This window comes from Bacillus sp. URHA0034 (assembly GCF_056280405.1).
In genome coordinates, this window is the sequence record NZ_JBWCDK010000002.1 from 5,471,219 (window position 1) to 5,496,325 (window position 25,107).

Consider the following 25,107-nt stretch of genomic DNA (forward strand, 5'->3'; position numbering starts at 1 on the left):
TAATTGAATGCAGTGGTCTTTTGTGTTTGAAAATAAAATGTTATGATGAAAAAAATGCTGCACGGCCAAAAATGAAGCTTGGATCCCCGATTTACAAATTCTTGGAATACACTCGGAGAAAAGCTTTTTGAGTAGTTAGATTTTAGATTCAAAAAAATGTATATGGAGGGCTCTGTGAATTGGTAACTATTAAGGATATCAGCAGGGAAGCGGGGGTATCAACTGCCTCGGTTTCCAAGGTATTAAATGGTAACTATCGAAATGTAAGTGAAGAAACAAAAAATAAAATACTTCAAATAGCAAAGGAACTAAAGTATAGGCCAAACCGATTAGCGAGAGGCTTAGTCAATAATCGTACCAATATTATCGGTTTACTTGTTTCGGATATCACGAACCCCTATTTTGCGGAGCTTGCAAAAGGAATAGAGAATCGAGCGGATGAAGCTGGATATAAACTTATCCTATGTAATACGGATGAGGATGAAGAAAAAGAACGTTCATATATAAATATGACTCTTGAATACAATCTAGATGGTGTCATTATTACAGGTAGTGAAAAATCGACAAGCACAAGCAGTATAGAAGAGCTGCAAAATTATAGTATTCCGTATGTTTCGATCGATCGTGAGCCTGGGGATGCAGATTACCGAGTATACGTCGGCAACCTGGAGGGCTCTTACATTGCAACTGAGCATATAATCAAAAATGGCCATACTAAAATTGCCTATATTGGCGGGAAAGGTATGCACGGAAGCCGGAACCTGAGGTTGGAGGGCTACTTAAAAGCGCTCACCGAATATGGCCTTGAAGCAGATTATTCACGCATCAAGATAGGCAATTATCATATGGAGACGGGCTATCTGTATACACAGCAGCTCTTAGAAAACGGTTCGGAGTTTACAGCGGTTGTATGCGGCAATGACCTTATCGCTTTCGGTACACTGAATGCCATTAAAGATTATGGCTTAAAGTGTCCGGGGGATATTTCCATTATTGGCTATGACGATATTTATTTAACTCAGTTGACAGATCCAAAGCTGACTACGATCAAACAGCCATCATTGGAAATCGCCAACTACGCAATGGAGGTTCTCTTAAAGCTAATGAAGAATATACCTGTTGAGGAAAAAGTAAAATGTTTTGTTCCTTATTTAGTTGAAAGAGGTTCAGTGAAAAGTATCAGTTCTGAAGTGCAAAAGTAACGGAGGGGGTTTCATGTGGAAAGAATCATTATTGATACGGATATCGGCTCGGATCCCGATGACGCCTTAGCAATTGCACTTGCGATGAAATCACCCGAAATCATCATCGAAGGAATCACCATTGTGAATGGAGATATCGAGCGTAAAGCGAGAATGGCTCACAAAATATTATCCCTCGGAAAATGCAGTGATATCAGGGTTATTCCGGGGATATCAAATTCGTTATTGAAAAACCGGACTCTTTACGCTAACGGCCAAGAAGGCCAGGGGTTTGTTTCTCCGGATGATACTACTACATTTGACGGACATGCTGTAGATTTCATCATTGAAAAAGTGATGAATAATCCAGGTGAAATCAGTTTGGTGGCCATCGGTCCCTTGACCAATATCGCGGCGGCGATGATTAGAGAACCAAGAATCTCTAGGATGCTTAAAAGAATTTATTTAATGGGCGGAGTAACAGGTATAGGAGAACACTATATAGATTTACCGAGAGTCGAATATAATATAAAATGTGATCCTGAGGCGGCATCAGTTGTGTTTTCATCTGGGACTTCCATTTTAATGGTGGGTTTGGATGTTACAATGATGCTGATGTTGACCAAAGATATGCTCAATCAAATAAAAAATAAGTATACTCCGTTGAATGATGTTTTGGCAGGAATTGTTGAAAGATGGCTTACGTTCATCGGAGAGGAAGCTACGCCCATGCACGATCCGTTAGCACTCGCATTAGTGATAAACCCAAACCTGGTCAAAACGCAAAGAATGAATGTGGTTGTCGAATATTCCCATGACCGTTCCTCAGGACAGACACTGGCCTCGCCCGATCAGGATGGGCATGTATCGGTTGCATGTCAAGTCAATGAAAAGCAATTTTTTGAATTGTTATTAAGCCGCTTAGCCTGATTTTAATATAATAAAGACAAGGCTGAGAAATCTCAGCCTTGTCTTTATATTAAAGTTTAATTTATTCGTAAGATTGCGTAGCTATAACCGTCAAGGGAAATCTGGTTTCCTGCCATTTGTGATTGTCCGAATAAAGTTTCTTGAAATGGTAAGTCACTGGACCATTGTTCTTTATTCGAGGATAGGTTGATTACGATAAGCCGTTTATCAGTACTTTTTGAACGAGTGTAGGCCATGATGGACGTTCCGGTATATAAATAATTTATATCGTATTTATTTCCGAGGTACTTTTTCCTTGCATAAAATAGCTCTGTGAAAAACTCTCTTAGCACCGGGCCTTCCTTCCTATAGATGGATGCATCTTCATCTCCTTGATAAATCATAGGAATGCCATCAATCGTAGCCATTAACACCCAAAGCGCCTTTGCTTTTTCAACTCCGTAAACGGCTGTTGCCCGTGCTTTTTGCCAAACCCAGCTTACTGAATCATGGTTTCCGAGAAAACGTAACTTGAGATAATTTTCTGGTGTTGTCAGTAATTGGTGGTGCAGCCATCTTGTCAAGCGTTTGACATAGTCTTCTGGAGCTAAATTTGCCTCTTCCATTTCAAACAATACTCGATATAACGGCATATCGTAGAAAATATCTGTATATGGAGCATATACGGGTACCGGGTTAAAGTTTTCAGGCGTCACGATTGGCTTTTTATTTTGATTCAGGAATCCTTCACGAATGGCTTTTGAAATGCTTACCCCGCCTCGCAGACTCGAGCTGCTCGGCCGATTTCCCATTACGGGATTCCAATTGGATAGACCGCCCATTGCACAATCAATCCTTGCTCCGTCAATATCAAATCGTTCCACATGGTCCTCAACAAGCTCTGTCGTATATTGCCGATAGTCTGGATTCGTCATGTCGAATGATAAACAGTTCCATTCAATCTTAGGTGTACCATCCCTCCACAATGAAGCCCATTCGCGATGCTCAATTCCTAGAGGATCATCCTTCTCCGGGCCATGAGGAACATAATCAAACAGCAAGGTCATGTCTAGTTCGTGCAGTTTTTGGCTGAAGAACTTGACATCTTCATCTGTGCCATAGCGGGGATCAATGATTTTTTGATCGGTCGGATGGTACACCCCTCGATCAAGATGTTCAAAAATGGGTAAAACCCAGACGTGGTCAATCCCTATTTTTTTAAGACCTTCCAATTCTTCTGCATATTCTCGCATTGTCTTACGATCCTGAAAGCCCGAATCCATTGTCCCATGCGGATGACAGGAATATAATATCCCTTCCGTATGACCATCGGTTGGTGGATTCCAGCCTTTTTTCTTATAAAGTTCTCGAATTGGCACAAATGGGTCTTCTTGACCGATGGGCTGAATATAGAGCGTCCCACAGTATATTGTTTCATTCGGTTCGATATAGCTTTCTAGACAGGCGATATTAACATAATGCGGGATGCCTGCATCATCCTTATAAACGCCAGAGCTCCATTTTTCTTCTTCGTCTATAAACAAAATATTGAGATTTCCATAATCAGACACGGTTCGAATAATTGGATTCACAAGGCCGGTGACAACTGGTTCAAAAGGTTTCAGCTGTGAAATTCGAAATTCATCGTGAGGGACATTTCCGGGAAACTCAAATTGAACTTCCCGCGCTTGACCGGAATCACGTAAAATAAAAGCCAAACCATTAATCATCCTTCGGGTAGAACGAGTATTTTTTACCCGAGTGGATACCTCTAAAGTTTCTTCGTTAATCTGATAAATGACGGTGATGACGAGATCATCGATAGCAAAATTGATATGTAATTCATTGAGCGAAGAGTTGTATCCAATAAATTCCCATTCTTTTTGGGGATGTTTAATCGGATCAATTGGCGGCATTTCCCATGTATGGAGAGGATCTAATGAATGGTAGTTAAGCAGACCAAGTTTAAATTCTTTGTCACAACCGACATCAATGAAGAGTCCTTTTGTTGTCCATTCCCATTGATTATTAGCAATACTTAACAACTGTCCAGTAAGACTATTAAATTTACAATGGAAATCCCCATCTTTTAAGATTAATAGTTCATTAGATTTAGTGACCTTCATACGTGCATCCACCTCTTTATTTAATGTAATAACTAGACAACTTAAGAATTATTGAGTATAGGAGCTTTCCTTTCCTTTTTCAACTTTATTAAAGGCATTGTGACAAATCGCATAAATGAAGTAGGCCCCAATGCTGATAGAAAGAAAAATGGATAACGGAAAAACATAACCCAAAGCAGCTATGAGTCCCAGAGCGACTAAGCAAAGGATTGTTAATGGCAGATTGCCGATTGATAGAAAAAAGGATGCCTTTATTAGCTTAATGACACTTGATTTATATTGTGCCATTACTGGAAAAAGGTAAATCGTAGTAAAGGAAAAAAGAATCGTTACAAGGAATAAAGTGATGGAAAAAATAGGCTTTAGGTTGGAAGTCATCTGGTTTGTGAATAAAAAATCAACATACAAAATACTGGAGCAAACAGCCCAAATAATACTAAGCATTACACTCTGGACAAGATTTTCTTTAAAATAACGGAAAAATAGAGTGAATAGTTGGGTGCTTCGTTTCGTCTGCCATTCCCTGACCACGGAGAAAAGAGCGCTAGTAGCTGGGAAAATTGTTACAATTGGCAGACACATAAGCAGCCATAGAATATTTAATAGGAAAAAGTTTGAGATTGTATTGATTATTTGATATAAAGCGCTTTCAAAAAATTTCATTCCATCACCCTTTTATTATTCTATTAATTCTGAAATTTCTGTATTAATATTAAATTAGCATATTTCTTTTAAAAAAAGAAGAAGCCGGCTTAAAATTTCTTAATGTTGTAAAAAAACAGACTGGAGGGAAAAACATGAGCATTCGCAATGAATATCCAAGGCCGCAGCTCGTTCGCAAGGATTGGTTGAATTTGAACGGGGTTTGGTCATTTGCGTTTGATGATGAAAAAATCGGAACAACCGAAAAGTGGTACAAGAGGGGCAATGATCAATTTACGAGAAACATTAACGTCCCATTCGCTTACCAGACACCGTTAAGTGGAATTCATGAACCAGGCTTTCATGATGTTGTTTGGTATAAAAGAGAGTTTCACATCCCTTCGAACTGGCAGGGCCAAAGGGTCATCCTCCACTTTGGTGCCGTCGATTACCGTGCATGGGTGTATGTGAATGAACAATTTGTTGGTTTCCATGAGGGCGGACACGTTCCATTTTCCTTTGATATTACCGACCAACTAACTGGAAGCACAGAAAAAATTTCCATCAAAGTGGAGGATCCTTCGGAAGATGAAACGATTCCAAGAGGGAAACAATTTTGGCTTAAGAAACCAGAAGGCATTTGGTACACAAGGACAACGGGTATCTGGCAGACCGTTTGGCTGGAGGCTGTCAGTCATGTTCATATCCAAAAAGTAAAGTTTACCCCGAATATTGATCAAGGGGAAGTAACAGTTGAATTGGCAGTAACAGGCGAGAAAACAGAAGTGGAAATCGAAATCGAATTTGCAGGAAAAAAGATTGTCAAAGATTGCTGTTACCTCGACGAAGAATATTTTAGGCGTTCGTTTGATTTATACAACCATAAAATCTTTCGAACGGGTGTTCATTATCCCGGGTGGAACTGGGCACCAGAACATCCCAACCTGTTTGACGTTAAAATAACCTTGAAACAGGAAAATACCGTTTTGGACGAAATCAGCTCTTATTTTGGAATGAGAAAGATTCATACTGAAAACGGGATGGTCTACTTAAATAATCGCCCCTATTATCAGAAACTGGTATTGGATCAGGGCTACTGGCCAGAAGGTCTTTTAACTGCACCAACAGATGAGGCGTTGAAAAAAGATATAGAACTTGCTAAAGAAATGGGCTTTAATGGCTGCCGCAAGCATCAAAAAGTAGAAGACCCCCGCTTCCTATACTGGGCCGACCGCCTCGGCTTTCTTGTATGGGGTGAGTGTCCTTCCGCGCCTTCTTTTCATGAGGATGCTGTTGCAAGGATGACCCGAGAGTGGCTTGAAATTATCGAACGTGATTATAATCATCCGTCCATTGTTGCCTGGGTACCATTAAATGAAAGCTGGGGTGTTCCCCAAATTTCAGAAAACCGGCAACAGCAGCATCATTCACTGGCGATGTACCATTTGATCCATTCAATTGACCCAACCCGTCTGGTTATTTCGAATGATGGCTGGGAGCAGACAAAAACCGATATTTGTGCCGTTCATAATTATAATCATGGTAATAAGGATCAGGTGGAAAAGTACGAACAATACAAACTGGAGTTATCGACAAAAGATGCAGTCCTCCATTCGAGTCCGGCGGGAAAAGGGATTTATGCCAATGGCTTTAACCATCAGGGAGAGCCGATTCTCTTAACCGAGTTTGGCGGAATTGGATACAAGGTCGATGAAGAGGATGGCTGGGGATATACGTCCGTGTCGAGTGCAGAAGATTTTATTGCTGACTATAAGCGCATTCTCAACGCAATTTATAGTTCAAGGATTCTATATGGTTATTGCTACACTCAGCTCACAGACGTGGAGCAGGAAAAAAACGGTCTATTAACCTATGAACGTAAGCTAAAATGTGACTTGAAGAATATTAAACAGATAAATGACAGCTGGCATGCGTATACGATATAAAAAGGATAGGTCGAAATTTGGAATAATTAGTAAGTCGAAAAGTGCAGAAAAATAATCATTGATAATGTCGTCCACAAAATTTAAACTAAGAGTAGATAAAACGTTTACATTGATAAAAAACTTCATAATACCCTTTGAATTGTAAACATATTTGATTGAATAAGTTTGTTAAGAATTTACCTTAACAAATTTATTTTATACTTATGTGGAAACGTTTACATATATGTGGCAAGTAATCATTGATCATATTTTAATAAAATACCGTACACATGATTGGGTAAACGTTTTTATCATTTTCGTAAAGGGGTGCAGGTATAGTGAAATTATGTGTTTTTGCTGTTTTATTTCAGAATAAACCTTTTGAAGAAGCACTTGACTATATCGCTTCAAGAGGGCTAAAAGCGATTGAAATTGGCACTGGGGGATATCCCAGTGATACTCATTGTCAACCGGAAAGGCCAATCGCAAATGAGGACAAATTTAACAAAGCGGTTTCCTTTTTTAATCAAATCTTGATTAAAGAAAGGATTGGTGAAGTTTGGTGGACATAGTAAAGAAAAAGGTACGAATCGGAATGATAGGTTATAAGTTTATGGGGAAGGCGCATAGCAACGCGTACCGAAATCTATCATTCTACTTTAATACAGATGTGGAACCTGTTATGCAGGCGATCGCCGGCCGCAATGAGGAAGCCGTAAAAGCGGCAGCAGAACAGATGGGGTGGGCCACCTATGAAACCGATTGGCGTCGCTTAATAGAACGCGATGATATCGATTTAATCGATATTGTGACACCGAACAATGCCCATGTGGAAATTGCCATTGCCGCAGCAAAGGCAGGGAAGCATATTCTTTGCGAAAAACCCCTGGCCCTGACCGTGGAACAGGCTGAGCGAATGCAGCAGGCCGTAAAAAAATCGGGAGTTGTTCACATGATATGTCACAACTATCGATTTGCTCCAGCCATACAATACGCGAAAAAGTTGATTCAAGAAGGAAGACTGGGAAGGATTTATCATATGCATGCTACATACCTGCAAGATTGGATTCTCGACCCAAATTTCCCGCTTGTTTGGCGGCTGCAAAAAGAAGTTACTGGCTCGGGTGCTCATGGCGATATCTTGGCACACAGTATTGACCTTGCTCGTTTCCTTGTCGGAGAATTTACAGATGTGGTGGGGATGATGGAAACGTTTATTAAGAAGAGGCCCATTATCGAAACAAGCGGGGGGTTAAGCGCCAAAGCCGAGGGGACTCAGAATTGGGAGACGTAACCGTTGACGATACGTCGGCTTTTCTTGCTCGCTTTGAGAATGGGGCAACAGGTGTATTTGAGGCGACAAGACTGGCCGGCGGCAATCGAAATGGTAACGCATTGAAATCAACGGTGAAAAAGGCTCCATCCGTTGGGACTTGGAAAATATGAATCTCCTGCAGGTTTATTTTGCAGATGATGAACCGGGTCTTCAAGGTTTCCGGACGATTAATTGCACGGAAGAGCATCACCCATTTGCAGGAGCTTACTGGCCTGCGGGGCACATTATTGGTTATGAACACACTTTCATCAATTTAATGGTGGAACTAATGAATGGGATTGCAAAAGGTATTAGTCCAACACCTAATTTTGATGACGGCGTAAAAAATCAGGCTGTACTTGCAGCAGTTGAACAATCCGTAAACACAAAAAATTGGGTGAAGATCTCGGAACTCTATAAATCAAAAATCAATCTGATCAATCTGTAAAGGAGCAACACTGCTTATGAAAATCTCCTCTCACCTTAAATTGTTGCTTCCGATTACAAAATAGGTTGATGAAAAAGTGACAAAGCTTTTAAATTAGAAAACTAAAAACGTTTACGTTTTTTTGAAAGAATAGGTGTAAGAGAATGAAAAGTACAATTAAGGATGTTGCCAAGGAAGCAAGAGTTTCAATAGCTACTGTTTCAAGGGTGATAAACAATAAAGACCGTGTGAAAGATTCGACCAGAAGAAAAGTAGAAGAAGCTATCAAAAAACTGCAATTTAATCCAAATCAAATTGCACGTACCATGATAAACGGCGAGACGAAGTCTGTTGGACTGATTGTCCCGCATTTGTCTAATGAATACTGGTCACAGGTTGCGGAAGTTATACAAGAAGAACTGTGGCAGTTAGGGTATACCGTGATGTTGTGCACCACATCAGTCGTTGAAAATCCAGTCGATCGGGAAGTCGCATTTTTGAAGAATTTTATGGAAAGACATGTGGATGGGATTATTTTCGGATCACTGAATGATTTCAGCAGTTTTGAACACCCCGATATTAAAGCCATATTGGCGGAAAAACAAGTGGCAATTGTGGCATTTGACCAACGAATTCCCGGTGTCAGCCAAGTAAATGGCGACCATATGTATGGTGCTCAGATCGCTGTCAACCACCTTATTAAGTTAGGACACAAGCAAATTGCTTATATCGGAGGAAGTTTGTTAAATCCCGACCGGGAATTTGGCTATCGAAATGCCCATGTTATTAATAATTTAACCGTAAACGAATCGCTTATAAGGCGAGGAATTGCCACCTTCGACTTTGGATATGCCTCAATGCAGGAGCTTCTTAACTCAGGGGAGGAATTTACGGCACTATTTTGTGGAAATGACCTCATTGCGTTAGGCGCCTTGAAGGCGATTGAAAGTAATAGCCTAAAGGTTCCGGATGATGTTGCTATCGTTGGTTACGATGATATTAATATCGCGAGAATGATCAAGCCGGCATTGACGACCATTAGACAACCAGTTAAAGAAATGGCCAAGGCTGCCGTTGATTTATTGATTGAACTGATTGAGGCGGATGAGGAACAGGAAATAATCCCCAAAAATTTGTTATTTCAAATGGATTTGGTTATTAGGGAAAGTTCCGGTGCAATGGTAAAAGAACTATCAAATTGATAAATAAAAACACTATTACGATTTGTAATGTAAACGTTTTTATTATCTTTAGAGGAGTTGACAATATGAAGGCTGCAGCAATGGTCAAAGCGGGAAGTTTTTCAGTCTATGACATTGAAATACCGACGCCAAAACCAAATGAAGTTTTAGTTAAAATGAAGGCCTGCGGGCTTTGTTCCTCGGAGTTGGGGATGTGGCGAAATAAAGAGTTTAATGTTGAAAATCCACTTTTTATTGGCCATGAAGTCAGCGGTGTAGTTGAAAAAATTGGTGAAGAAGTTACCCAATTTACGCCTGGTGACCGTGTCACTGTTTTTACAGAAAAAGGAGGCTATGCTGAATATATAACTGTCCCTGAAAAAGCCGTCGTTAAAATTGCCGATCATGTCCCATTTGAGTTGGCTTTGGGTGAACCAATCGCCTGTGCGATGAATGGGACTAAAAGATCCGGAGTCGAGATCGGAGATACCGTTGTAATGATTGGCCTAGGATTCATGGGCGCACTGATATTGCAAGGAGTCAAATTGAAAGGGGCGTCAAAAATCATTGCGATTGATCCCCGCGAAGAATCACAGGAGATTGCCGAAAAGCTCGGTGTCGATGTTTTTCTAAATCCCAACAAGGAAAACATTGTCGACAAAGTTTTCGAGCTTACTGATGGCCGGGGTGCAGATGTGGTCATCGAGAGTACTGGTTATCAGGAACCGCTGAATTTGGCAACCAAGCTTGTCAAAATTCGAGGCAGAATCGTTATCTTTGGCTACCATCAAGGCGGCCCGAGAACAATTGACGTACAAACCTGGAATTGGAAGGGGCTTGACGTCGTCAATGCGCATGAACGTGATCCTGAGGTATACATTGATGGAATGCGAATGGGCATAAAATTGTTGAATAATCATCAATTACAAATGGAGCCGCTTGTTACACACTTTTTTACGATTGATCAAATTAATGAAGCTTTTGAAACTGCCAACGCCAAACCAAATGGCTTTATTAAAGCAGTCATTAGAAATGACTAATGGAAGGCCGTCTTACTCAACTCGCTAGAGTTGGAGATTTTAATAACAGTATGAAAGGTTGTTGATGATATTGACAAAAGTAAAGGTCGGTTTAATAGGGTTGGGAGAAGTGGCCCAAATCATCCATTTACCTATTTTAAGAGCGTTATCCAATCAATTTGAAATCGCCGCACTTTGCGATATTTCCCCGCAATTGCTCAGCGTCTTAGGAGAAGAATATCAAGTTGATAATCTGTATACCGATGCCGATGAACTAACAAAGCAAAACGATTTAGACCTGGTTATGGTCCTAAATTCTGATGAGTACCATACTGACTGTGTCCTATCAGCCATTAAGAATAAAAAACATGTGTTTGTAGAAAAACCGGTCACGTTAAATTTGGCAGAAGCAGACGCAATTATCAAAGCTCGTAATGAAGCTGGTGTGCAAGTCATGGTTGGCTATATGAGACGCTATGCCCCGGCGTTCACTCAAGCGGTTGAAGAAGTGAAAAAATTAGAAAAAATTAATTACGTAAGAGTTCGCGATATTATCGGCGAAAACAGATTGATGATTGAACAATCCAGTAGAGTCCACCGCTTTAGTGACATACCTGAGTCCGCCATCAAAGAAAAATATCTTCGAGGTAAAGAGATGGTGAGACAGGCAATCGGGGACGTTCCTGATGAGCTATACGGTACTTACAGAATGTTATGCGGTCTAGGCAGCCACGACTTATCGGCGATGAGAGAACTAATCGGTGTACCAAAACGAGTTGTCTCAGCGGTACAATCGAACTCAGGTCAATTTATAACTGCGATTTTTGAATATGACGGCTTTTACACAACCTTCGAAACAGGCGTTGACAAGCAAAGACGATTTGATGCCTCTCTTGAGGTATACAGCCCGACCAAAACACTTAAGGTTCAATATGATACCCCCTACATTAGACATCTGCCAACGAACCTTCATATTGCTGAAACGATAGATGAATCATTTAATCAAACGATCGTTAGACCTACCTTCAAAGATCCCTACACACATGAACTTGAATACTTATATGATGTAATCACCAAGGGAATGACACCAAAAACCTCCATCGAAGATTATAAAGAGGATTTGAAATTATTTAAGCAAATCATCGAAGTTTTAAGAGCTAGCTTCGTAATGAAATAGGAACCTCGAGGGACCCTGAATCCTTTGGGTTCCCTCGCAGAATGGTATATGGAATAAGGACAGCCCTGACGGAACAATAGAATACAATGATAGATTAATAAAAAGGAGGGTTATTCCTTGGAAGTCGTGACAGAGAAAGCAGTGAACAAAACAAAAGTGACCAGGTCAAGTACAACTTGGAGGAAAATGAAAAAGCATTGGCAATTCTATTTATTAATTGTCCCGCCGATGTTGTATATTATTATTTTCAAATATATCCCACTTGCCGGATTGCAAATTGCGTTTCGGGAATTCAATGTGGTAGGTGGAATTTGGCATAGCCCATGGGTTGGATTTGATCAATTTACTAGATTTTTTCATTCCCCGCAATTTTGGGATTCCTTAAGAAATACATTAATGATCAGCGTCGTGACCTTGGTTTTTACCTTTCCTGCACCGATTATTCTGGCATTGCTATTGAATGAAGTGCGAGCAGGCTTTTATAAAAAGATAAGCCAAACAATTACCTTTGCGCCGCATTTTATTTCGGTGGTCGTTATGTGCGGTATGATTCTTTTGTTCCTTGATCCCAATAACGGGATCGTGTCAAAGCTTTTGCATCTTTTTGGCGTGAAACCGACCAATTACTTGGCAAGTATAGTAGGCTTTAAGTATGTATATGCCTTAACCGAAGTTTGGCAGCATACTGGTTATTCTTCGATCCTTTATCTGGCCGCCTTGGCAGGGGTAAATCCCGAGTTATATGAGGCAGCGAAAGTGGATGGGGCTTCGAAATTGCAAAAGATTATCCATGTAGATATTCCTGGGATTATGCCTGCCATTACCATTCTTTTAATTCTGTCAATTGGCGAGTTAACAAGTGTAGGTTTTGAAAAAGTTCTATTGCTTCAAAATCCGGTGAATTTACCTGGTTCTCAGATTATCGCAACCTATGTTTATCAGATGGGTCTGATAAATGATAATTATAGCTATGCAACCGCAATAGGAATGTTTAACTCTGTTATTAATTTCATCTTGTTATTTGTGGTGAACTGGATTGCCCGAAGAACTTCAGAAAACAGCTTATGGTAATTTCAATGGAAAGAGAGGCTTATTTTGATGAAATCAAGTGCGATTAAAGAACCCTTAGGTGACCGAATATTAACCATTATCATTTACACAGTATTAACACTTATTTTGATTATCGTCACATACCCTCTGCTTAATATAGTAGCATCATCATTTAGCAATCCTAATGCCGTCATAAAAGGTGAAGTGACGATTTTTCCAATCAAGCCAACCCTTATCGCTTATAAAACGGTGTTTAACAATAGCCAGGTGGTAACCGGCTTTGTTAATACAATATTTTATACGGTTGTCGGAACTATTGTTCAGCTTATATTAACGGTGCTAATTGCTTTCCCGCTTTCAAGGAAAGAATTTGTTGGAAGAAAAGTCATCATGTTGCTGATTGTGTTTACGATGTTTTTTGAAGGAGGACTAATTCCTTCCTATATGGTTGTTAAAGACTTAGGATTGGTTGATACCCGCTGGGCCTTGATTATTCCGAAGGCACTTGGTGTCTGGCAGGTGATTATCGCAGTTACCTTCTTTAAGACCACGATTCCAACCGAACTTTATGAAAGTGCCCAACTTGATGGCTGCAGCGACATCAAATTTATTTCTCGGATTGTTTTGCCGCTCTCCAAGCCAATTCTTGCGGTTTTGGTGCTGATGTATGCAGTAGGAAACTGGAATTCCTATTTTGATGCTTTGATTTACTTAAATTCACAGGAATTATATCCATTACAATTAGTGCTCAGAAATATCTTGGTTTTGAATCAAATGAATACGCTTTCTCCAGCAGTAGCCTATAAATTGCAACATTTACAAGGGTTAGCCGACCTTCTTAAGTATGCGCTAATTGTTATCTCCAGCCTGCCGATTCTGTTATTCTATCCTTTCGTTCAAAAACATTTTGTCAAGGGTATGATGATTGGATCTATAAAAGAATAGTTGTTATTACCTTAAACGTTCTTTTTGAAGGTGTATTAAGGGAGGGGATCGTTATGTGATGATACTTGATGGTTTCCTGTTTTCAAAGCTTAACTAAAGTCCAAAAAGGGGAGCGATTAGTGAATGAAAAAGGGTTTAATTAAAACGTTAATTTCAATCACAGCTTTGTTAACTGTATTAGCCGGATGCAGTTCAAAAGAAACAGCAACCGAGAAAACGAAAGATGGAAAAACCATCGTAACGGCATTTTCTGCTGTAACACCAATGGTAACGGATTATAACAATAACGAATTGACCAAAAAAATTGAGAAAAAGCTGAATATTGATATTCAATTCAAGACGACTCCTCAAGATGGAGCCGATCAAAAGCAAAAACTACTATTATCCAGCGGTGATTATCCTGTCGCCTTTATCGGCGGAAATTTCAGTGGGATTGACCAGTTAAAGTATGGTAAACAAGGTATCCTGCTGCCGTTGAATGATTTGATTGATAAGTATGCACCAAATATCAAAGCTGCATTTGATACGATGCCTTGGCTTAAGCAGGCGATTACCATGCCGGATGGAAAAATTTACGGTTTGCCTGGCATGATGGGGTGCTATCACTGTACTTATCCTATCAAAATGTGGATTAACAAAGACTGGTTGAAGGCTGTAAATATGCCGATGCCGAAAACTCCAGCGGATTTGGAGAAGGTATTGGAAGCGTTTAAGACAAAGGATCCAAATGGAAACGGCAAACAGGATGAAATTCCTTTAACCGGTATCCCGAATGATCAAGAAATGAACCCGGTCAATTTCATCATGAACGCCTATACTTACACAGATCATGGCAACTATTTCAAAGTTGAGAATGGCAAGATCAGTTTTGTTGCCGATACTCCGGAGTGGAAACAAGGTCTTGAGTATATGCGTGATTTATATAAGCAGGGATTAATTGATCCTAAAGCATTTACACAACAATTAGAAGGAATTCAACAAGAAGTAAATGGTGGCGATGTACCACAAGTTGGTGTGTTTGCAGGGCTCTGGTCGGGTGCCGGTCTTACCATCGATGATAAAGCAACCCGTTGGACACATTATGAAGCTATTCCTCCGTTAACGGGTCCTGATGGAAAACAAGAAACCGTATACAATGGACATCAAATCTATGGCTCCAAATTTGCCATTACCAATAAGGCATCTAAGGAACAGCAAATTGCCGCAATTAAAATTGCTGACTACATTTACTCCAAGGAAGGCGCGATTGATGAAATGTTTGGTATCAAAGGGAAAGGATGGGTCGAGCCTAAGCCGGGAGACCTTGGAGCAAATGGAGAGCCGGCTCTATTCCGCAGAGGGAATACAAACCCTGATGAACCATCCAATATCCTTTGGGATAATGATTTTACCTTCTTAACAGAAGATATGTATAATGGCCAACAGTCATCACAAGATGTTAATAATGTTGAAGGATATGAGAGATATCTATACTTGCAAACAAAAGAAAAATATGATGGACACCATCCAGCAGAAATCCTGTTAAATGATGTTGTTGATCCTGATAAGGCAAGTGAAATTTCTCAGGTTAAAACTGATATCGTAAACTATGTTCAATCAAGTGCCGTTCAATTTATTATGGGTAAAAAGAACTTTACCAGTGATTGGGATGCTTACGTAAAGCAGATCAAAACACTTGGCGTAGATGGATACGTTCAAGCTTACCAAGAAACTTATGATAAAATGAAATAATAAAGGGTCAACCATGATGAACCTCCGTTAACATTTTGCTTAACGGAGGTTCTATATTGATGCTAGACTAAATAGTAGACACAGATTGTTATAATATATATCAATTATGTGTTCCACCAACAGGCGGAAGAATGGCTAAGTTCAAGCAGACTAAAAGTTCAAAATTCATGCTAAATGGCAAAAAAACGTCTTCAAATTTCGAATTTGAAGGCGTTTTTTACTGTTAGGCGCTAAAAAGTGCTCTCAAATTCGACTAAATAAACCTCTTAAAATATTTCATATATAATTCTAAAGATGGATTGGTACTGTGGTCTTTTTTTCTATTTGAGTATATATAGTGTATAGGTTACTATGAATATACCAGTCTAGATCATTGGGACACATGTTTTTTAAAAAAAATGACGCAGAAAGGAATTAATTATCTTATGCGTAAACGCAGTACCTCCATTTTAAAACCGCTTATTTTTTCGGCGCTCTTACTCGTTATTATTCTAGTTGTTGGCATTTACTTTTTCGGTGGGGTGAGAGGTGAAAAGGCTCCCGACAAGACTGCTCCCAGCACATCCCCCCCGGCTAGTAGTAAACCATCCGATTCAAATGAAGATAAACATTTGAATCTAAGCGCATTAGTACTTAACACCTTCTTACTGTCTAAGGAGGGAAAGGTAGTAAACTCTCCGTTCATTTCCGGCAAGACCCAAAAAATAGAGGTTACGAATCAATGGGGAAGACCAAATCAAACAACGAAAACTTCAAGTGTTAGGTACGAAGAATATACAAAGCACCAGGTTGTCGTTGGCTATCTTGGAGAAATATTGAGTGATATCAGGTCCTATGATTCGCAATTAAAGACTATTCCATTAAATGAAATTAAGAAGGCAGGCGGTGAACCCGATCAAGTTCGGTATTATAAAGATCAATTCAATAACCAAATTATTCTTATATACCATGTTAATTCTCAAACTGATTTAAAATGGATATTACCAAAGCCAACCGAAAAGGAGCCGAATCCCAAAGTGGATCATATTTCTGTGTATACCCAAGTTGAAAATCAAGAAGGAGATCAGAGCGTAGAAAAGATCATTTCGGAAATGAGTTTAGATGAGAAAATAGGACAAATGATGATCGCAGGTATATCGGGTACAAAAATGGATCCACAAATAAAAAGTTTAATCACGAATTACAAAGTGGGCGGGTTGATTTTTTATCAGGACAATTTAGCCAATCCGGAACAAACGGTTCAGCTGCTAAATGAAATAAAGACTGAAAATGTTCACAATCGCCTGCCGTTATTTTTAAGTGTTGATCAAGAAGGGGGACGCGTTACCAGGCTGCCAGGAGGACTTATCAATTTTCCTGCCAATCAAGAGATTGGAGCAATAAATAATTCTCAGTTTTCTTACAAAGTTGGAACGATTTTAGGTAAGGAGTTACATGGGTTTGGCTTCAATCTTGATTTCGCTCCGGTACTTGATATCAACAGCAATCCGAACAACCCAATAATAGGGGACAGGTCATTCGGAAACAATCCGGACGTTGTCAGTAAGCTTGGGATTCAAACCATGAAGGGTATTCAGTCGCAAAATATAATCGCTACGATTAAGCATTTTCCAGGTCATGGAGATACATCGGTTGATTCCCATCTCGAGTTGCCAATCGTCTATAAAAATCTGACTGAGCTAAAAAAACTCGAATTAATCCCGTTTGAACGTGCCATTGATAATGGGGCCGATGTGGTCATGGTCGCACATATTCTACTGCCAAAATTAGATGCTAATTATCCAGCTTCTATGTCCAAGGTAATCATTACGGATATCCTTAGAAAACAGCTTCATTTCAGCGGTGTTGTGATAACGGATGACATGACAATGAAGGCGGTCGCTGACCATTTTAAAATGGGCGCGGCGGCAGTGGATTCCATCAATGCCGGCAGTGACATCATTTTAGTGGCTCATGATTATAACAAAATTGTCGAAACGATTACATCCATAAAAAACGCTGTTCACAATGGAGTGATTTCTGAACAAAGAATTAACGATAGTGTTAGAAGAATTATCATGTTAAAAAGGAAATATGGAATTAACAATACGAACATGGAAAATGTGGATATAGGAGAGCTGAACCAGTCGATAAAAAACCTTCTAGATGAGTACAAAATAGAAAGGAAATAAGAAAACAAATGGTTGTGTTTATGTTTTCTTGCAATTACTATTGAAAAATGTTAAACTTAAGAAGAATTATTTTTGTTCGGTGTAAAGGATAGTAAAAAGATTAACTTTTCGTCTTGATGATCACTGAGTGCAAGGATAGTAACACATTGTGTGCAAAGCACACAGCAGGAGGAAACAAAATGGAACAAGGTAAAGTAAAATGGTTTAACGCAGAAAAAGGTTTCGGATTCATCGAGCGTGAAGGCGGAGAAGACGTATTCGTTCATTTCTCAGCAATCCAAGGCGAAGGTTTCAAATCTTTAGACGAAGGTCAAACAGTTACTTTTGACGTTGAGCAAGGCCAACGTGGAGCTCAAGCAGCTAACGTTCGTAAAGCTTAATAATTAGAACAAGGGAAAGCAGGCTCTTCATAGAGTCTGTTTTTTATTTTTTCTTTCAAAAAAAGGAGCCCTACTCATGAATGAGTAGGGCATATGTAAACAAGTATATCAAATGGTAAATCCCCAATAAAAAGAAGCATCCGATTATTCGGATGCATACTTAACTATTCCATGTAAATAAACTGAGTATTCTCTCTGTACATATTCTCTTAATTTAATTTTTTGTTCTGTTTCTAAAACTCTAACCAATTCTTGAATCTTTTTTTCATCTTCTTTTGTAGTAGGAATTTCTAATGTAAACATATTCCCTCGACTACAATTTAATAATCTTTTTAATAACTCAACTTTATTCATTGGTCATCCCCTTTAGCTCTATATTCGACATAAAGTGGACTTTTTCCTTGGAATTTCTTATATTTTTTCAAGTTTTACCGACTTTCTACTACAGCATCTGATTACAGGGAACCTGACTGACAGAAATAGGTAGCTTTTTTTATTTGCTTTTTTTATACCCACTTTCTACCAATCTAATCATATCACGCCCTGAGGTCTTTTCTGTTTCATGATAACCTTCTTCATCACGCAAACTTAAGTACCAGTTGCTATCGCCATCTTCATTTAGCCTATATAACTTATTTGTCAAAACATTTGTATAAAAATCTCCATTTCTAAGCCTCATAATATCCCACCTCAAATGTATATAACCTGTATTATGCCCAAGATAATCACCTGGAGTCATTCATATTTAATCCAAAAATCCCCTGGATATAAAAGGTAAGGTTGGGGTATTAAGGTAACTACTGCATACTAAAGGAATTTATGGGGAAGGTATTATGTAGTATATCTTTTTTGGAGGTTACTTATGGAGGAAAAAGAAAAACAGATTAGGCTAACAGCGGGTGAAATTGGTCAACTCTGGCTTCAATACTTAAATGATAGCTCAAGCATATGTATTCTTTCATTTTTTTTAGAAAAAGTGGAGGATGTTGAAATTAAGCCTATAATTGAATTTTCTTTAGAATTATCAAAGTTACATATTCAAAAGATTACAGCCATACTAACAGAGGAAAAAAATGTGGTTCCATATGGTTTTAGTATTAAAGAAGATGTAGATTTAACTGCTCCAAGACTTTATTCCGACAGTTTTGTACTAAATTATTTAAACCAAATGTCTAAGGTAGGACTTACAACTTATGCTGGTAGTGTTGCAACATCTGTAAGAAGTGATATTAAATCCTATTACATGAATTGCCTTACAGAAACCATGCAATTATATGATAAGTCAACTCAATTATTATTGTCTAAAGGATTGTTTATCAGATCTCCGAGCCTGCCAAATTTAGAAAAGGTTGAATTTGTAAAAAAGCAATGGTTTATGTTAGATGTGATCGGAGAAAAAAGACCATTAGTTGCCGCCGAAGTCGATAATTTATTTACGAATCTACAAAGAAATGCCATGGGGGTAGCTGCACTTACTGGATTTAGTCAGGTCGCAAAGAATAAGGATGTAAAACAATTCTTTTTAAAGGGTTTAGAAGTTGGCAATAAACATATTAAATTATTAAGAGGTAAGCTTGAGGAAAGTAAACTTCCTGCACCCATGGGTTGGGATTCAGAAATAACAAATAGTACTACCCCTACTTTTTCTGATAAACTGATGATGTTCTTCACAAGTGGTTTGATTTCTTTGAGCATTGGCTATTATGGTACAGCTGTTAGTCAAAGTCCTCGAGGCGATCTAAGTTCAATGTATAACAGACTATCCATAGAAGTTCAGATGTATGCTGAGGATGGAGCTAATATCATGATTAAAAATCGATGGTTGGAACAGCCACCAATCGCATCCGATAGGGATGAATTAATCAGAAAAAATAATCGGTTGTAAATCTTATATAAAGTCCTTCTGCATTTAGCAGTAAGGGCTTTTTTAATATCATTATGAATCATGTATGATATATTGTGAATATTTACTTGTAAAAACTGGATATTCTACCATATCCTCCTGTATAATAGAGATGAAAATAGACTAGCTTAATTTTAATAAAACAACACAATCATAAAATAGAGCGACGTTAATTTTGGGAGGTTCTTATGGGTAGATTAGTTCATTTTGAAATTCATGTGAATGATATGGAACGGGCCAAGAAGTTTTATGGCGAGGTGTTTGGATGGTCATTTCAGGACTGGAGTGATTATGCAGGTATGCCTTACTTTGGAGCCGTAACTGGAAGTAAAGATGAACCGGGAATTAATGGTGCTTTAATGCAGCGCCAAAGTGCTCCTCCAGAAACAAATCAAGCGTTAAATGGATTTGCATGTACAATGGGTGTAGACGATTACGATTCGGCGGAAACGAAAATTTTAAACAATGGAGGGAAGGTTGCCATGCCGAAGTACGCCCTTCCTGGTATGGCGTGGCAAGGTTACTATATTGATCCGGAAGAAAATATATTTGGTATACATCAGCCAGATGCAAACGCCAAATAAGATTTCTGTTTTAACATAGTTCTATACGATCTCTGTCAAGATTGTCTGGCTTGCATTTAAGATGTGCATTCAAAAACAGTAAATTCCTTTAATTTTCTATGTAAACAGGGTAATAGTTGGTTGAAACATAAAGCATCCTATATGGGTGCTTTTCACTTTGTTTACACCAGCTTATTACTTATTAGGTTTTTTGAGTTAACATAATATAATTATGTCGACTTTCATTCTCTATTCAACCTTTACTTAAAAGACCGGTCATGGGTCTCTACTCTTAGTCTATTTGAGCCATTCACTTTAACCATTAACTCCGATAAGATAAATAATGTGAACACGATTAAAAGCAACTATAAATTTAAGACTATTGAGCAACTTTTTAACTCGTGAGGGAAAGGAGAGCAATGTGAACACAGACCAAGCTTTTGACTTTTTAAAAGCCGCAGGAGTTTCAGACGATCAATGCGTCGAAACGGTAAGAAGATGGCTGCGAGAACGGAAAATTAAATACCAGGCAAAGGGTGCGTTTCATCAAACAGACTATATACTTGATGATACCAATCAGGCTATTAACCTATTAAATGATGCAGGTGTTGCGGCTAATATAGGGATTCAAGTCGTTCAACGCTGGCTGTATGAGGGTAAGATTCAAAAAGTAGGAAACGGCAATCGGCTGACTGAATACATAGCAAGCGTGAAAAATCCTAAGCCTTTACTAAACTCTCCTACAGACCAGGATAAATTGATCCGGGAATTAAAGGCAAAAATCAAAGTACAGGATGACCATATAAAAGAGTTAGAGGAACTCCATAAAACATCTGTCAAGACTTTCATCCAGCAAAGAAACAAATTACAAAAAGAGATCCTCAACTTAGAGCTGGAAAAAAATGAATTACAAAAGGAAACAAGAAAAGTACTAAAGGAAAATATTGAATTACGGAGCGAATTGTTATACTTAAAAGATAAACTTTCTAAACAAGGAAAAAAAGTTCCGGAAAAGGCCCAGGTGTTCACATCCGACCAAACTCTTGATTACCGCCAAAAGTTAGGATTATCAAAAACGGCGAGTGAGAAGGAAATTTTAACAAGGTATAAAAAACTTTTAAAAATCACCCACCCTGACCATGGGGGCAATCCAGTAGTTTTTCATTACGTTAAAACAGATTATGATCATTATAAAAATAGTAAAGGTGTAATTAATGAACAGTAAATTAAGATGGAACAGCAAACATAAGAAACGGATCGAGCAACTCGAGGAACCTGCAACCAATCCAAGATTACTAACGCTAGCTCCTTATCTAAGTGGGGGCAGCGCGCTTGATCTTGCCTGCGGACTTGGAGGCAACAGTATGTTTCTTGCCCAAACAGGCTATCAAGTACAAGCCATCGATATTTCGGATGTTGCTATCACTTATATTCAGGAACTAGCAGCAAAAAAGAACCTCTCAATCGATGCCAAGATAGCCGATCTCACTGCGCTCGACCATTTCTGCTGGGACAACGAATCTTTTGATATGATTGTTATCACCAAATATTTAGATCGGATGCTTTTTCCTTCTATAAAAAAAAGTCTTAAAGAGAATGGTTACTTTTTCATGGAGACTTATTATCAATCACCTCAAGCAGGTAACAAGGCGATATCCACTCATTATAAACTGGAGCCTAAAGAGTTGTTAAAAGTATTTGGTGATTGGCAAGTTCTTTATTATGAAGAAAACGAACACGAGGGAAGGCAAACTATTTTTTGCAGGAAATCAGCATCGTAGAAAGCAATGGATCTTATTTTGCAAAACTAAAACTAACATTAAACTGAAAGTGGCCAAGGTAGCTATACCTGGCCATTTTCGGTTTATTTTTATTTCCGAATATCTTTGAATCGAGTTATATTTCTTGACCACAAAAAAGTCTGGGAGTATGATTGGTTACGTTAATTGATACAGGTTACTAATTGTTACCTAAATAGATAATAAAATTGAACGTTAAAGGAGTGATAGATATGGTGGAGGTTACTTTGATGATTCATTATAGAGGTAAAAATTATTTAACGAATGTAATGGTGGAGAAGGGCACACCAGAAAAACAAATACTGCGTATCGCAAGGGAACAAATTAAGAAGCAATGGGTAAAATAAAAAGGCAAATGGTATCTCCAGGTTCTTTCTGAAAGGAGCAAAACTTCCTTGAATGAGAAAAAAAAAGTCGGAGAAAAAGCTGCCGATTATGTTAAAGATGGAATGGTCATTGGGTTAGGAACAGGTTCCACTGTATTTTATACCCTTACAAAACTTGGTCAATTGGTTCAACAAGGACTTTCGATTAAAGGAATCCCTACTTCTCTACAAACCGAGAAATTGGCAAAAGAATTAGGAATACCATTGGTTTCATTTAATGAAATAGAACAAATTGATCTAGCGATCGATGGTGCCGATGAAGTAAACCCAGATTTAAACCTCATAAAAGGAGGCGGGGGTGCCCTATTACGAGAGAAAATCATTGCGAGAGCGGCTGGCACATTTATTGTCGTCGCCGATTCACACAAAATGGTCGATACATTAGGATCCTTTCCACTCCCCGTGGAGGTGATTCCATTTGGGATGGAAATGACACGAAAATATTTAGAAGAGCTTGGCGGATTACCTAAACTACGGCAAAAAAATGGATCCGCTTATCAAACAGATAATGGTCATTATATTTTTGACTGCAGCTTCCGAGAGATCACCCACCCTGGAGATTTAGAAAGAGATCTGAATCTCATTCCTGGTGTTGTCGATAATGGATTATTTGTTGGAATGGCTGACATCGTCATTACCTTAGATCTACATAAGGAAATTGACATTAATTCTCGAAAATAAATCAGGATTGGATGAGAGAAAATAATTAAGTAATACGATATATAGATATAATTTTCAATTATGAGGAGAAACAAACATGGAATCAATGACGTTTGTATTATTTGGAGCAACAGGGGATTTAGCAAAGAGAAAAATATACCCTGCTCTTTATAATTTATATATAGATCAAAAGCTGCCACTGCCCATTTCGATTATTGGACTTGGCAGAAGTAATTTAACACAGCTAGATTTTCAGGAAAAAGTAAAAGAATCAGTTATCGAGTTTTCACGCCGCTTAGAGCATGATGCGAGTCAATTAGGAGAATTTCTTGAGGCTTTTCGATTTAGTACGTTGGATGTAAGTAAGTCAGAGGATTACAAAAAATTGCTTAAGCTGGTTAAGGAACGAGAAGAAAAATTGCAAATAGCAGAAAATCGTATGTTTTATTTATCGGTAGCACCAGAATTTTTTGATACCATTGCTTTGAATATTAATAGCAGCGGCCTCGGTAAAACGGAGGGCTGGAAACGATTAATCATCGAGAAACCATTTGGACATGACCTTCAATCGGCACGCGAACTTAATGAAAAATTGAGCAGTGCCTTTGATGAAGAAGAGATTTATCGGATCGACCATTACTTAGGAAAGCCAATGGTCCAAAACCTCGAAGCGCTTGAGTTTGCAAACCCAGTTCTCCAATCAATCTGGAATAAAGAACATATTGCAAATGTTCAAATCACCGCGAGTGAAATAGTTGGTGTCGAACAAAGAGCAGGTTATTACGATCAAGCAGGAGCTATTCGCGACATGGTACAAAATCATATGCTGCAAATGCTGATGATGACCGCCATGAACTTGCCTTATAAGATTAACGCTGCCGAAATACGAAATGAGAAAAGAAAGGTAATGGAAGCTGTTCGTCCGGTAAGTAATGAAGAGGCTCAATACGAAATTGTTCGAGGACAATACGCTTCTGGAAAGATGGATGGTAAATTAGTTGCAGGTTATCTTGAGGAGCCGGGCGTAAATCCTTCTTCGCAGACCGATACATTTGTGGCCGCACGTTTATGGATTGATAATCCATATTGGAGTGGAGTGCCGTTCTATATACGGACAGGAAAGCGAATGAAGGAAAAATCTACTCGGATTGTTATTGAATTTAAAAATACGCTAAAACTTCTATATAACCAAATTGATCAAAAAGTAGAGCCTAATTTATTAATTATTGAAATCAGCCCAAATGAAAATGTTACCTTGCAGTTGAACAGTAAAAACCATTTGAATAACGGGAAACTGGAACCTGTAAGAATTAATTTTTCTTGTGAGGATTCAGAACGTAATGGATCAAGTGTACCGGAAGCGTATGAAAGACTTATCTATGATGCTTTAATTGGTGATTCCACCTTTTTTGCTCATTGGAAAGAGGTTGAATTATCTTGGGAATGGGTACAGCCAATCCTGAATGCGTTTGAGGAAAATCAATTGCCTCTTTATGAATATCCGTCCGGTTCGTATGGACCTGATGCCGCTGATTCCTTGTTAGCTGAAAATGGCTTCAAGTGGTGGCTGGATGAAACTATTCAAGATGACAAAGAGGCCGTACTTCAGAAATAAAA

At 38.7% G+C, this 25,107-nt stretch carries 22 protein-coding genes and 2 pseudogenes; 20 read left to right on the plus strand and 4 right to left on the minus strand.

The window, feature by feature from the left end:
- Positions 1-179 precede the first annotated feature (179 nt).
- A complete protein-coding gene (locus tag ACZ9EE_RS28545) occupies positions 180-1,202 on the plus strand; it encodes a LacI family DNA-binding transcriptional regulator (protein WP_476031940.1) in 1,023 nt (340 codons plus the stop codon).
- A 15-nt stretch (positions 1,203-1,217) separates the two neighbouring features.
- On the plus strand, positions 1,218-2,111 hold the full coding sequence (locus tag ACZ9EE_RS28550; RefSeq protein ID WP_476031941.1) for a nucleoside hydrolase: 894 nt from the start codon (positions 1,218-1,220) through the stop codon (positions 2,109-2,111).
- Between the two features lie 56 nt (positions 2,112-2,167).
- On the opposite strand, the gene ACZ9EE_RS28555 is transcribed toward ACZ9EE_RS28550, so the two are convergent.
- Complete coding sequence (locus tag ACZ9EE_RS28555; protein WP_476031942.1) at positions 2,168-4,216, minus strand: alpha-amylase family glycosyl hydrolase; 2,049 nt, start codon at positions 4,214-4,216, stop codon at positions 2,168-2,170.
- A 48-nt stretch (positions 4,217-4,264) separates the two neighbouring features.
- The gene (locus tag ACZ9EE_RS28560) at positions 4,265-4,879 is read right to left on the minus strand and encodes a YesL family protein (RefSeq protein WP_476031943.1); all 615 of its coding nucleotides are present in this window, start codon (positions 4,877-4,879) and stop codon (positions 4,265-4,267) included.
- Between the two features lie 134 nt (positions 4,880-5,013).
- Here ACZ9EE_RS28560 and ACZ9EE_RS28565 point away from each other — a divergent pair, with 134 nt between their 5' ends.
- The 11 genes and pseudogenes from ACZ9EE_RS28565 to ACZ9EE_RS28615 all read left to right on the plus strand — a co-directional run bounded on the left by ACZ9EE_RS28565 (position 5,014) and on the right by ACZ9EE_RS28615 (position 18,179).
- The gene (locus ACZ9EE_RS28565; protein ID WP_476031944.1) at positions 5,014-6,804 is read left to right on the plus strand and encodes a glycoside hydrolase family 2 protein; all 1,791 of its coding nucleotides are present in this window, start codon (positions 5,014-5,016) and stop codon (positions 6,802-6,804) included.
- Positions 6,805-7,121: 317 nt separating this feature from the next.
- Positions 7,122-7,298 (plus strand): annotated as a pseudogene (locus tag ACZ9EE_RS28570) (sugar phosphate isomerase/epimerase); the annotation flags it as partial.
- A gap of 80 nt (positions 7,299-7,378) precedes the next feature.
- A pseudogene (locus ACZ9EE_RS28575) lies at positions 7,379-8,546 on the plus strand (Gfo/Idh/MocA family protein).
- Positions 8,547-8,689: 143 nt separating this feature from the next.
- Entirely contained in the window at positions 8,690-9,727 is a 1,038-nt protein-coding gene (locus ACZ9EE_RS28580; RefSeq protein WP_476031945.1) for a LacI family DNA-binding transcriptional regulator, read from the plus strand.
- 65 nt (positions 9,728-9,792) lie between these two features.
- Positions 9,793-10,746: an MDR/zinc-dependent alcohol dehydrogenase-like family protein gene (locus ACZ9EE_RS28585; RefSeq protein WP_476031946.1), complete on the plus strand. Its 954-nt coding sequence runs from the start codon at positions 9,793-9,795 to the stop codon at positions 10,744-10,746.
- Positions 10,747-10,810: 64 nt separating this feature from the next.
- Positions 10,811-11,902 carry a Gfo/Idh/MocA family protein gene (locus ACZ9EE_RS28590; protein WP_476031947.1) on the plus strand — a complete coding sequence of 364 codons (1,092 nt, stop codon included), beginning with the start codon at positions 10,811-10,813 and terminating at the stop codon, positions 11,900-11,902.
- Between the two features lie 126 nt (positions 11,903-12,028).
- A complete protein-coding gene (locus ACZ9EE_RS28595; RefSeq protein WP_476033136.1) occupies positions 12,029-12,973 on the plus strand; it encodes an ABC transporter permease in 945 nt (314 codons plus the stop codon).
- A 27-nt stretch (positions 12,974-13,000) separates the two neighbouring features.
- The gene (locus tag ACZ9EE_RS28600) at positions 13,001-13,897 is read left to right on the plus strand and encodes a carbohydrate ABC transporter permease (protein ID WP_476033137.1); all 897 of its coding nucleotides are present in this window, start codon (positions 13,001-13,003) and stop codon (positions 13,895-13,897) included.
- A gap of 123 nt (positions 13,898-14,020) precedes the next feature.
- A complete protein-coding gene (locus tag ACZ9EE_RS28605) occupies positions 14,021-15,628 on the plus strand; it encodes an extracellular solute-binding protein (protein WP_476031948.1) in 1,608 nt (535 codons plus the stop codon).
- A gap of 425 nt (positions 15,629-16,053) precedes the next feature.
- Entirely contained in the window at positions 16,054-17,799 is a 1,746-nt protein-coding gene (nagZ, locus tag ACZ9EE_RS28610) for a beta-N-acetylhexosaminidase (RefSeq protein ID WP_476031949.1), read from the plus strand.
- Positions 17,800-17,978: 179 nt separating this feature from the next.
- Positions 17,979-18,179 (plus strand): cold-shock protein, encoded by a 201-nt coding sequence (locus tag ACZ9EE_RS28615; protein ID WP_042463323.1) that lies wholly within the window; start codon positions 17,979-17,981, stop codon positions 18,177-18,179.
- Between the two features lie 144 nt (positions 18,180-18,323).
- On the opposite strand, the gene ACZ9EE_RS28620 is transcribed toward ACZ9EE_RS28615, so the two are convergent.
- Both ACZ9EE_RS28620 and ACZ9EE_RS28625 read right to left on the minus strand, forming a co-directional pair.
- Entirely contained in the window at positions 18,324-18,533 is a 210-nt protein-coding gene (locus ACZ9EE_RS28620; protein WP_476031950.1) for a hypothetical protein, read from the minus strand.
- 139 nt (positions 18,534-18,672) lie between these two features.
- The gene (locus ACZ9EE_RS28625; protein WP_476031951.1) at positions 18,673-18,918 is read right to left on the minus strand and encodes a hypothetical protein; all 246 of its coding nucleotides are present in this window, start codon (positions 18,916-18,918) and stop codon (positions 18,673-18,675) included.
- A 123-nt stretch (positions 18,919-19,041) separates the two neighbouring features.
- Between ACZ9EE_RS28625 and ACZ9EE_RS28630 the strand changes: the two genes are divergently transcribed.
- From ACZ9EE_RS28630 to zwf, 7 genes are all read left to right on the plus strand, one after another.
- Positions 19,042-20,064: a DUF3231 family protein gene (locus ACZ9EE_RS28630; RefSeq protein ID WP_476031952.1), complete on the plus strand. Its 1,023-nt coding sequence runs from the start codon at positions 19,042-19,044 to the stop codon at positions 20,062-20,064.
- 206 nt (positions 20,065-20,270) lie between these two features.
- Positions 20,271-20,666, plus strand: coding sequence for a VOC family protein (locus tag ACZ9EE_RS28635; protein ID WP_476031953.1), 396 nt, complete (start codon positions 20,271-20,273; stop codon positions 20,664-20,666).
- A 400-nt stretch (positions 20,667-21,066) separates the two neighbouring features.
- Entirely contained in the window at positions 21,067-21,870 is an 804-nt protein-coding gene (locus ACZ9EE_RS28640) for a J domain-containing protein (RefSeq protein WP_476031954.1), read from the plus strand.
- Positions 21,860-22,426, plus strand: coding sequence for a methyltransferase domain-containing protein (locus ACZ9EE_RS28645; RefSeq protein ID WP_476031955.1), 567 nt, complete (start codon positions 21,860-21,862; stop codon positions 22,424-22,426). Before ACZ9EE_RS28640 ends, ACZ9EE_RS28645 begins: the two co-directional genes overlap by 11 nt.
- Before the next feature lie 230 nt (positions 22,427-22,656).
- Positions 22,657-22,791: a BA3454 family stress response protein gene (locus tag ACZ9EE_RS28650; protein ID WP_476031956.1), complete on the plus strand. Its 135-nt coding sequence runs from the start codon at positions 22,657-22,659 to the stop codon at positions 22,789-22,791.
- Between the two features lie 48 nt (positions 22,792-22,839).
- Positions 22,840-23,511, plus strand: coding sequence for a ribose-5-phosphate isomerase RpiA (gene rpiA / locus ACZ9EE_RS28655; RefSeq protein ID WP_476031957.1), 672 nt, complete (start codon positions 22,840-22,842; stop codon positions 23,509-23,511).
- Between the two features lie 76 nt (positions 23,512-23,587).
- Positions 23,588-25,105 (plus strand): glucose-6-phosphate dehydrogenase, encoded by a 1,518-nt coding sequence (zwf, locus tag ACZ9EE_RS28660; protein WP_476031958.1) that lies wholly within the window; start codon positions 23,588-23,590, stop codon positions 25,103-25,105.
- Positions 25,106-25,107 lie beyond the last annotated feature (2 nt).

Coding starts and splice junctions, on each gene's coding strand:
- ACZ9EE_RS28555 (WP_476031942.1), bottom strand. CDS start 4,216: ATGAAGGTCACTAAATCTAATGAACTATTAATCTTAAAAGATGGGGAT.
- ACZ9EE_RS28560 (WP_476031943.1), bottom strand. CDS start 4,879: ATGAAATTTTTTGAAAGCGCTTTATATCAAATAATCAATACAATCTCA.
- ACZ9EE_RS28565 (WP_476031944.1), top strand. CDS start 5,014: ATGAGCATTCGCAATGAATATCCAAGGCCGCAGCTCGTTCGCAAGGAT.
- ACZ9EE_RS28580 (WP_476031945.1), top strand. CDS start 8,690: ATGAAAAGTACAATTAAGGATGTTGCCAAGGAAGCAAGAGTTTCAATA.
- ACZ9EE_RS28585 (WP_476031946.1), top strand. CDS start 9,793: ATGAAGGCTGCAGCAATGGTCAAAGCGGGAAGTTTTTCAGTCTATGAC.
- ACZ9EE_RS28590 (WP_476031947.1), top strand. CDS start 10,811: ATGATATTGACAAAAGTAAAGGTCGGTTTAATAGGGTTGGGAGAAGTG.
- ACZ9EE_RS28600 (WP_476033137.1), top strand. CDS start 13,001: ATGAAATCAAGTGCGATTAAAGAACCCTTAGGTGACCGAATATTAACC.
- ACZ9EE_RS28605 (WP_476031948.1), top strand. CDS start 14,021: ATGAAAAAGGGTTTAATTAAAACGTTAATTTCAATCACAGCTTTGTTA.
- nagZ (WP_476031949.1), top strand. CDS start 16,054: ATGCGTAAACGCAGTACCTCCATTTTAAAACCGCTTATTTTTTCGGCG.
- ACZ9EE_RS28615 (WP_042463323.1), top strand. CDS start 17,979: ATGGAACAAGGTAAAGTAAAATGGTTTAACGCAGAAAAAGGTTTCGGA.
- ACZ9EE_RS28620 (WP_476031950.1), bottom strand. CDS start 18,533: ATGAATAAAGTTGAGTTATTAAAAAGATTATTAAATTGTAGTCGAGGG.
- ACZ9EE_RS28625 (WP_476031951.1), bottom strand. CDS start 18,918: ATGACTCCAGGTGATTATCTTGGGCATAATACAGGTTATATACATTTG.
- ACZ9EE_RS28630 (WP_476031952.1), top strand. CDS start 19,042: ATGGAGGAAAAAGAAAAACAGATTAGGCTAACAGCGGGTGAAATTGGT.
- ACZ9EE_RS28635 (WP_476031953.1), top strand. CDS start 20,271: ATGGGTAGATTAGTTCATTTTGAAATTCATGTGAATGATATGGAACGG.
- ACZ9EE_RS28645 (WP_476031955.1), top strand. CDS start 21,860: ATGAACAGTAAATTAAGATGGAACAGCAAACATAAGAAACGGATCGAG.
- ACZ9EE_RS28650 (WP_476031956.1), top strand. CDS start 22,657: ATGGTGGAGGTTACTTTGATGATTCATTATAGAGGTAAAAATTATTTA.
- zwf (WP_476031958.1), top strand. CDS start 23,588: ATGGAATCAATGACGTTTGTATTATTTGGAGCAACAGGGGATTTAGCA.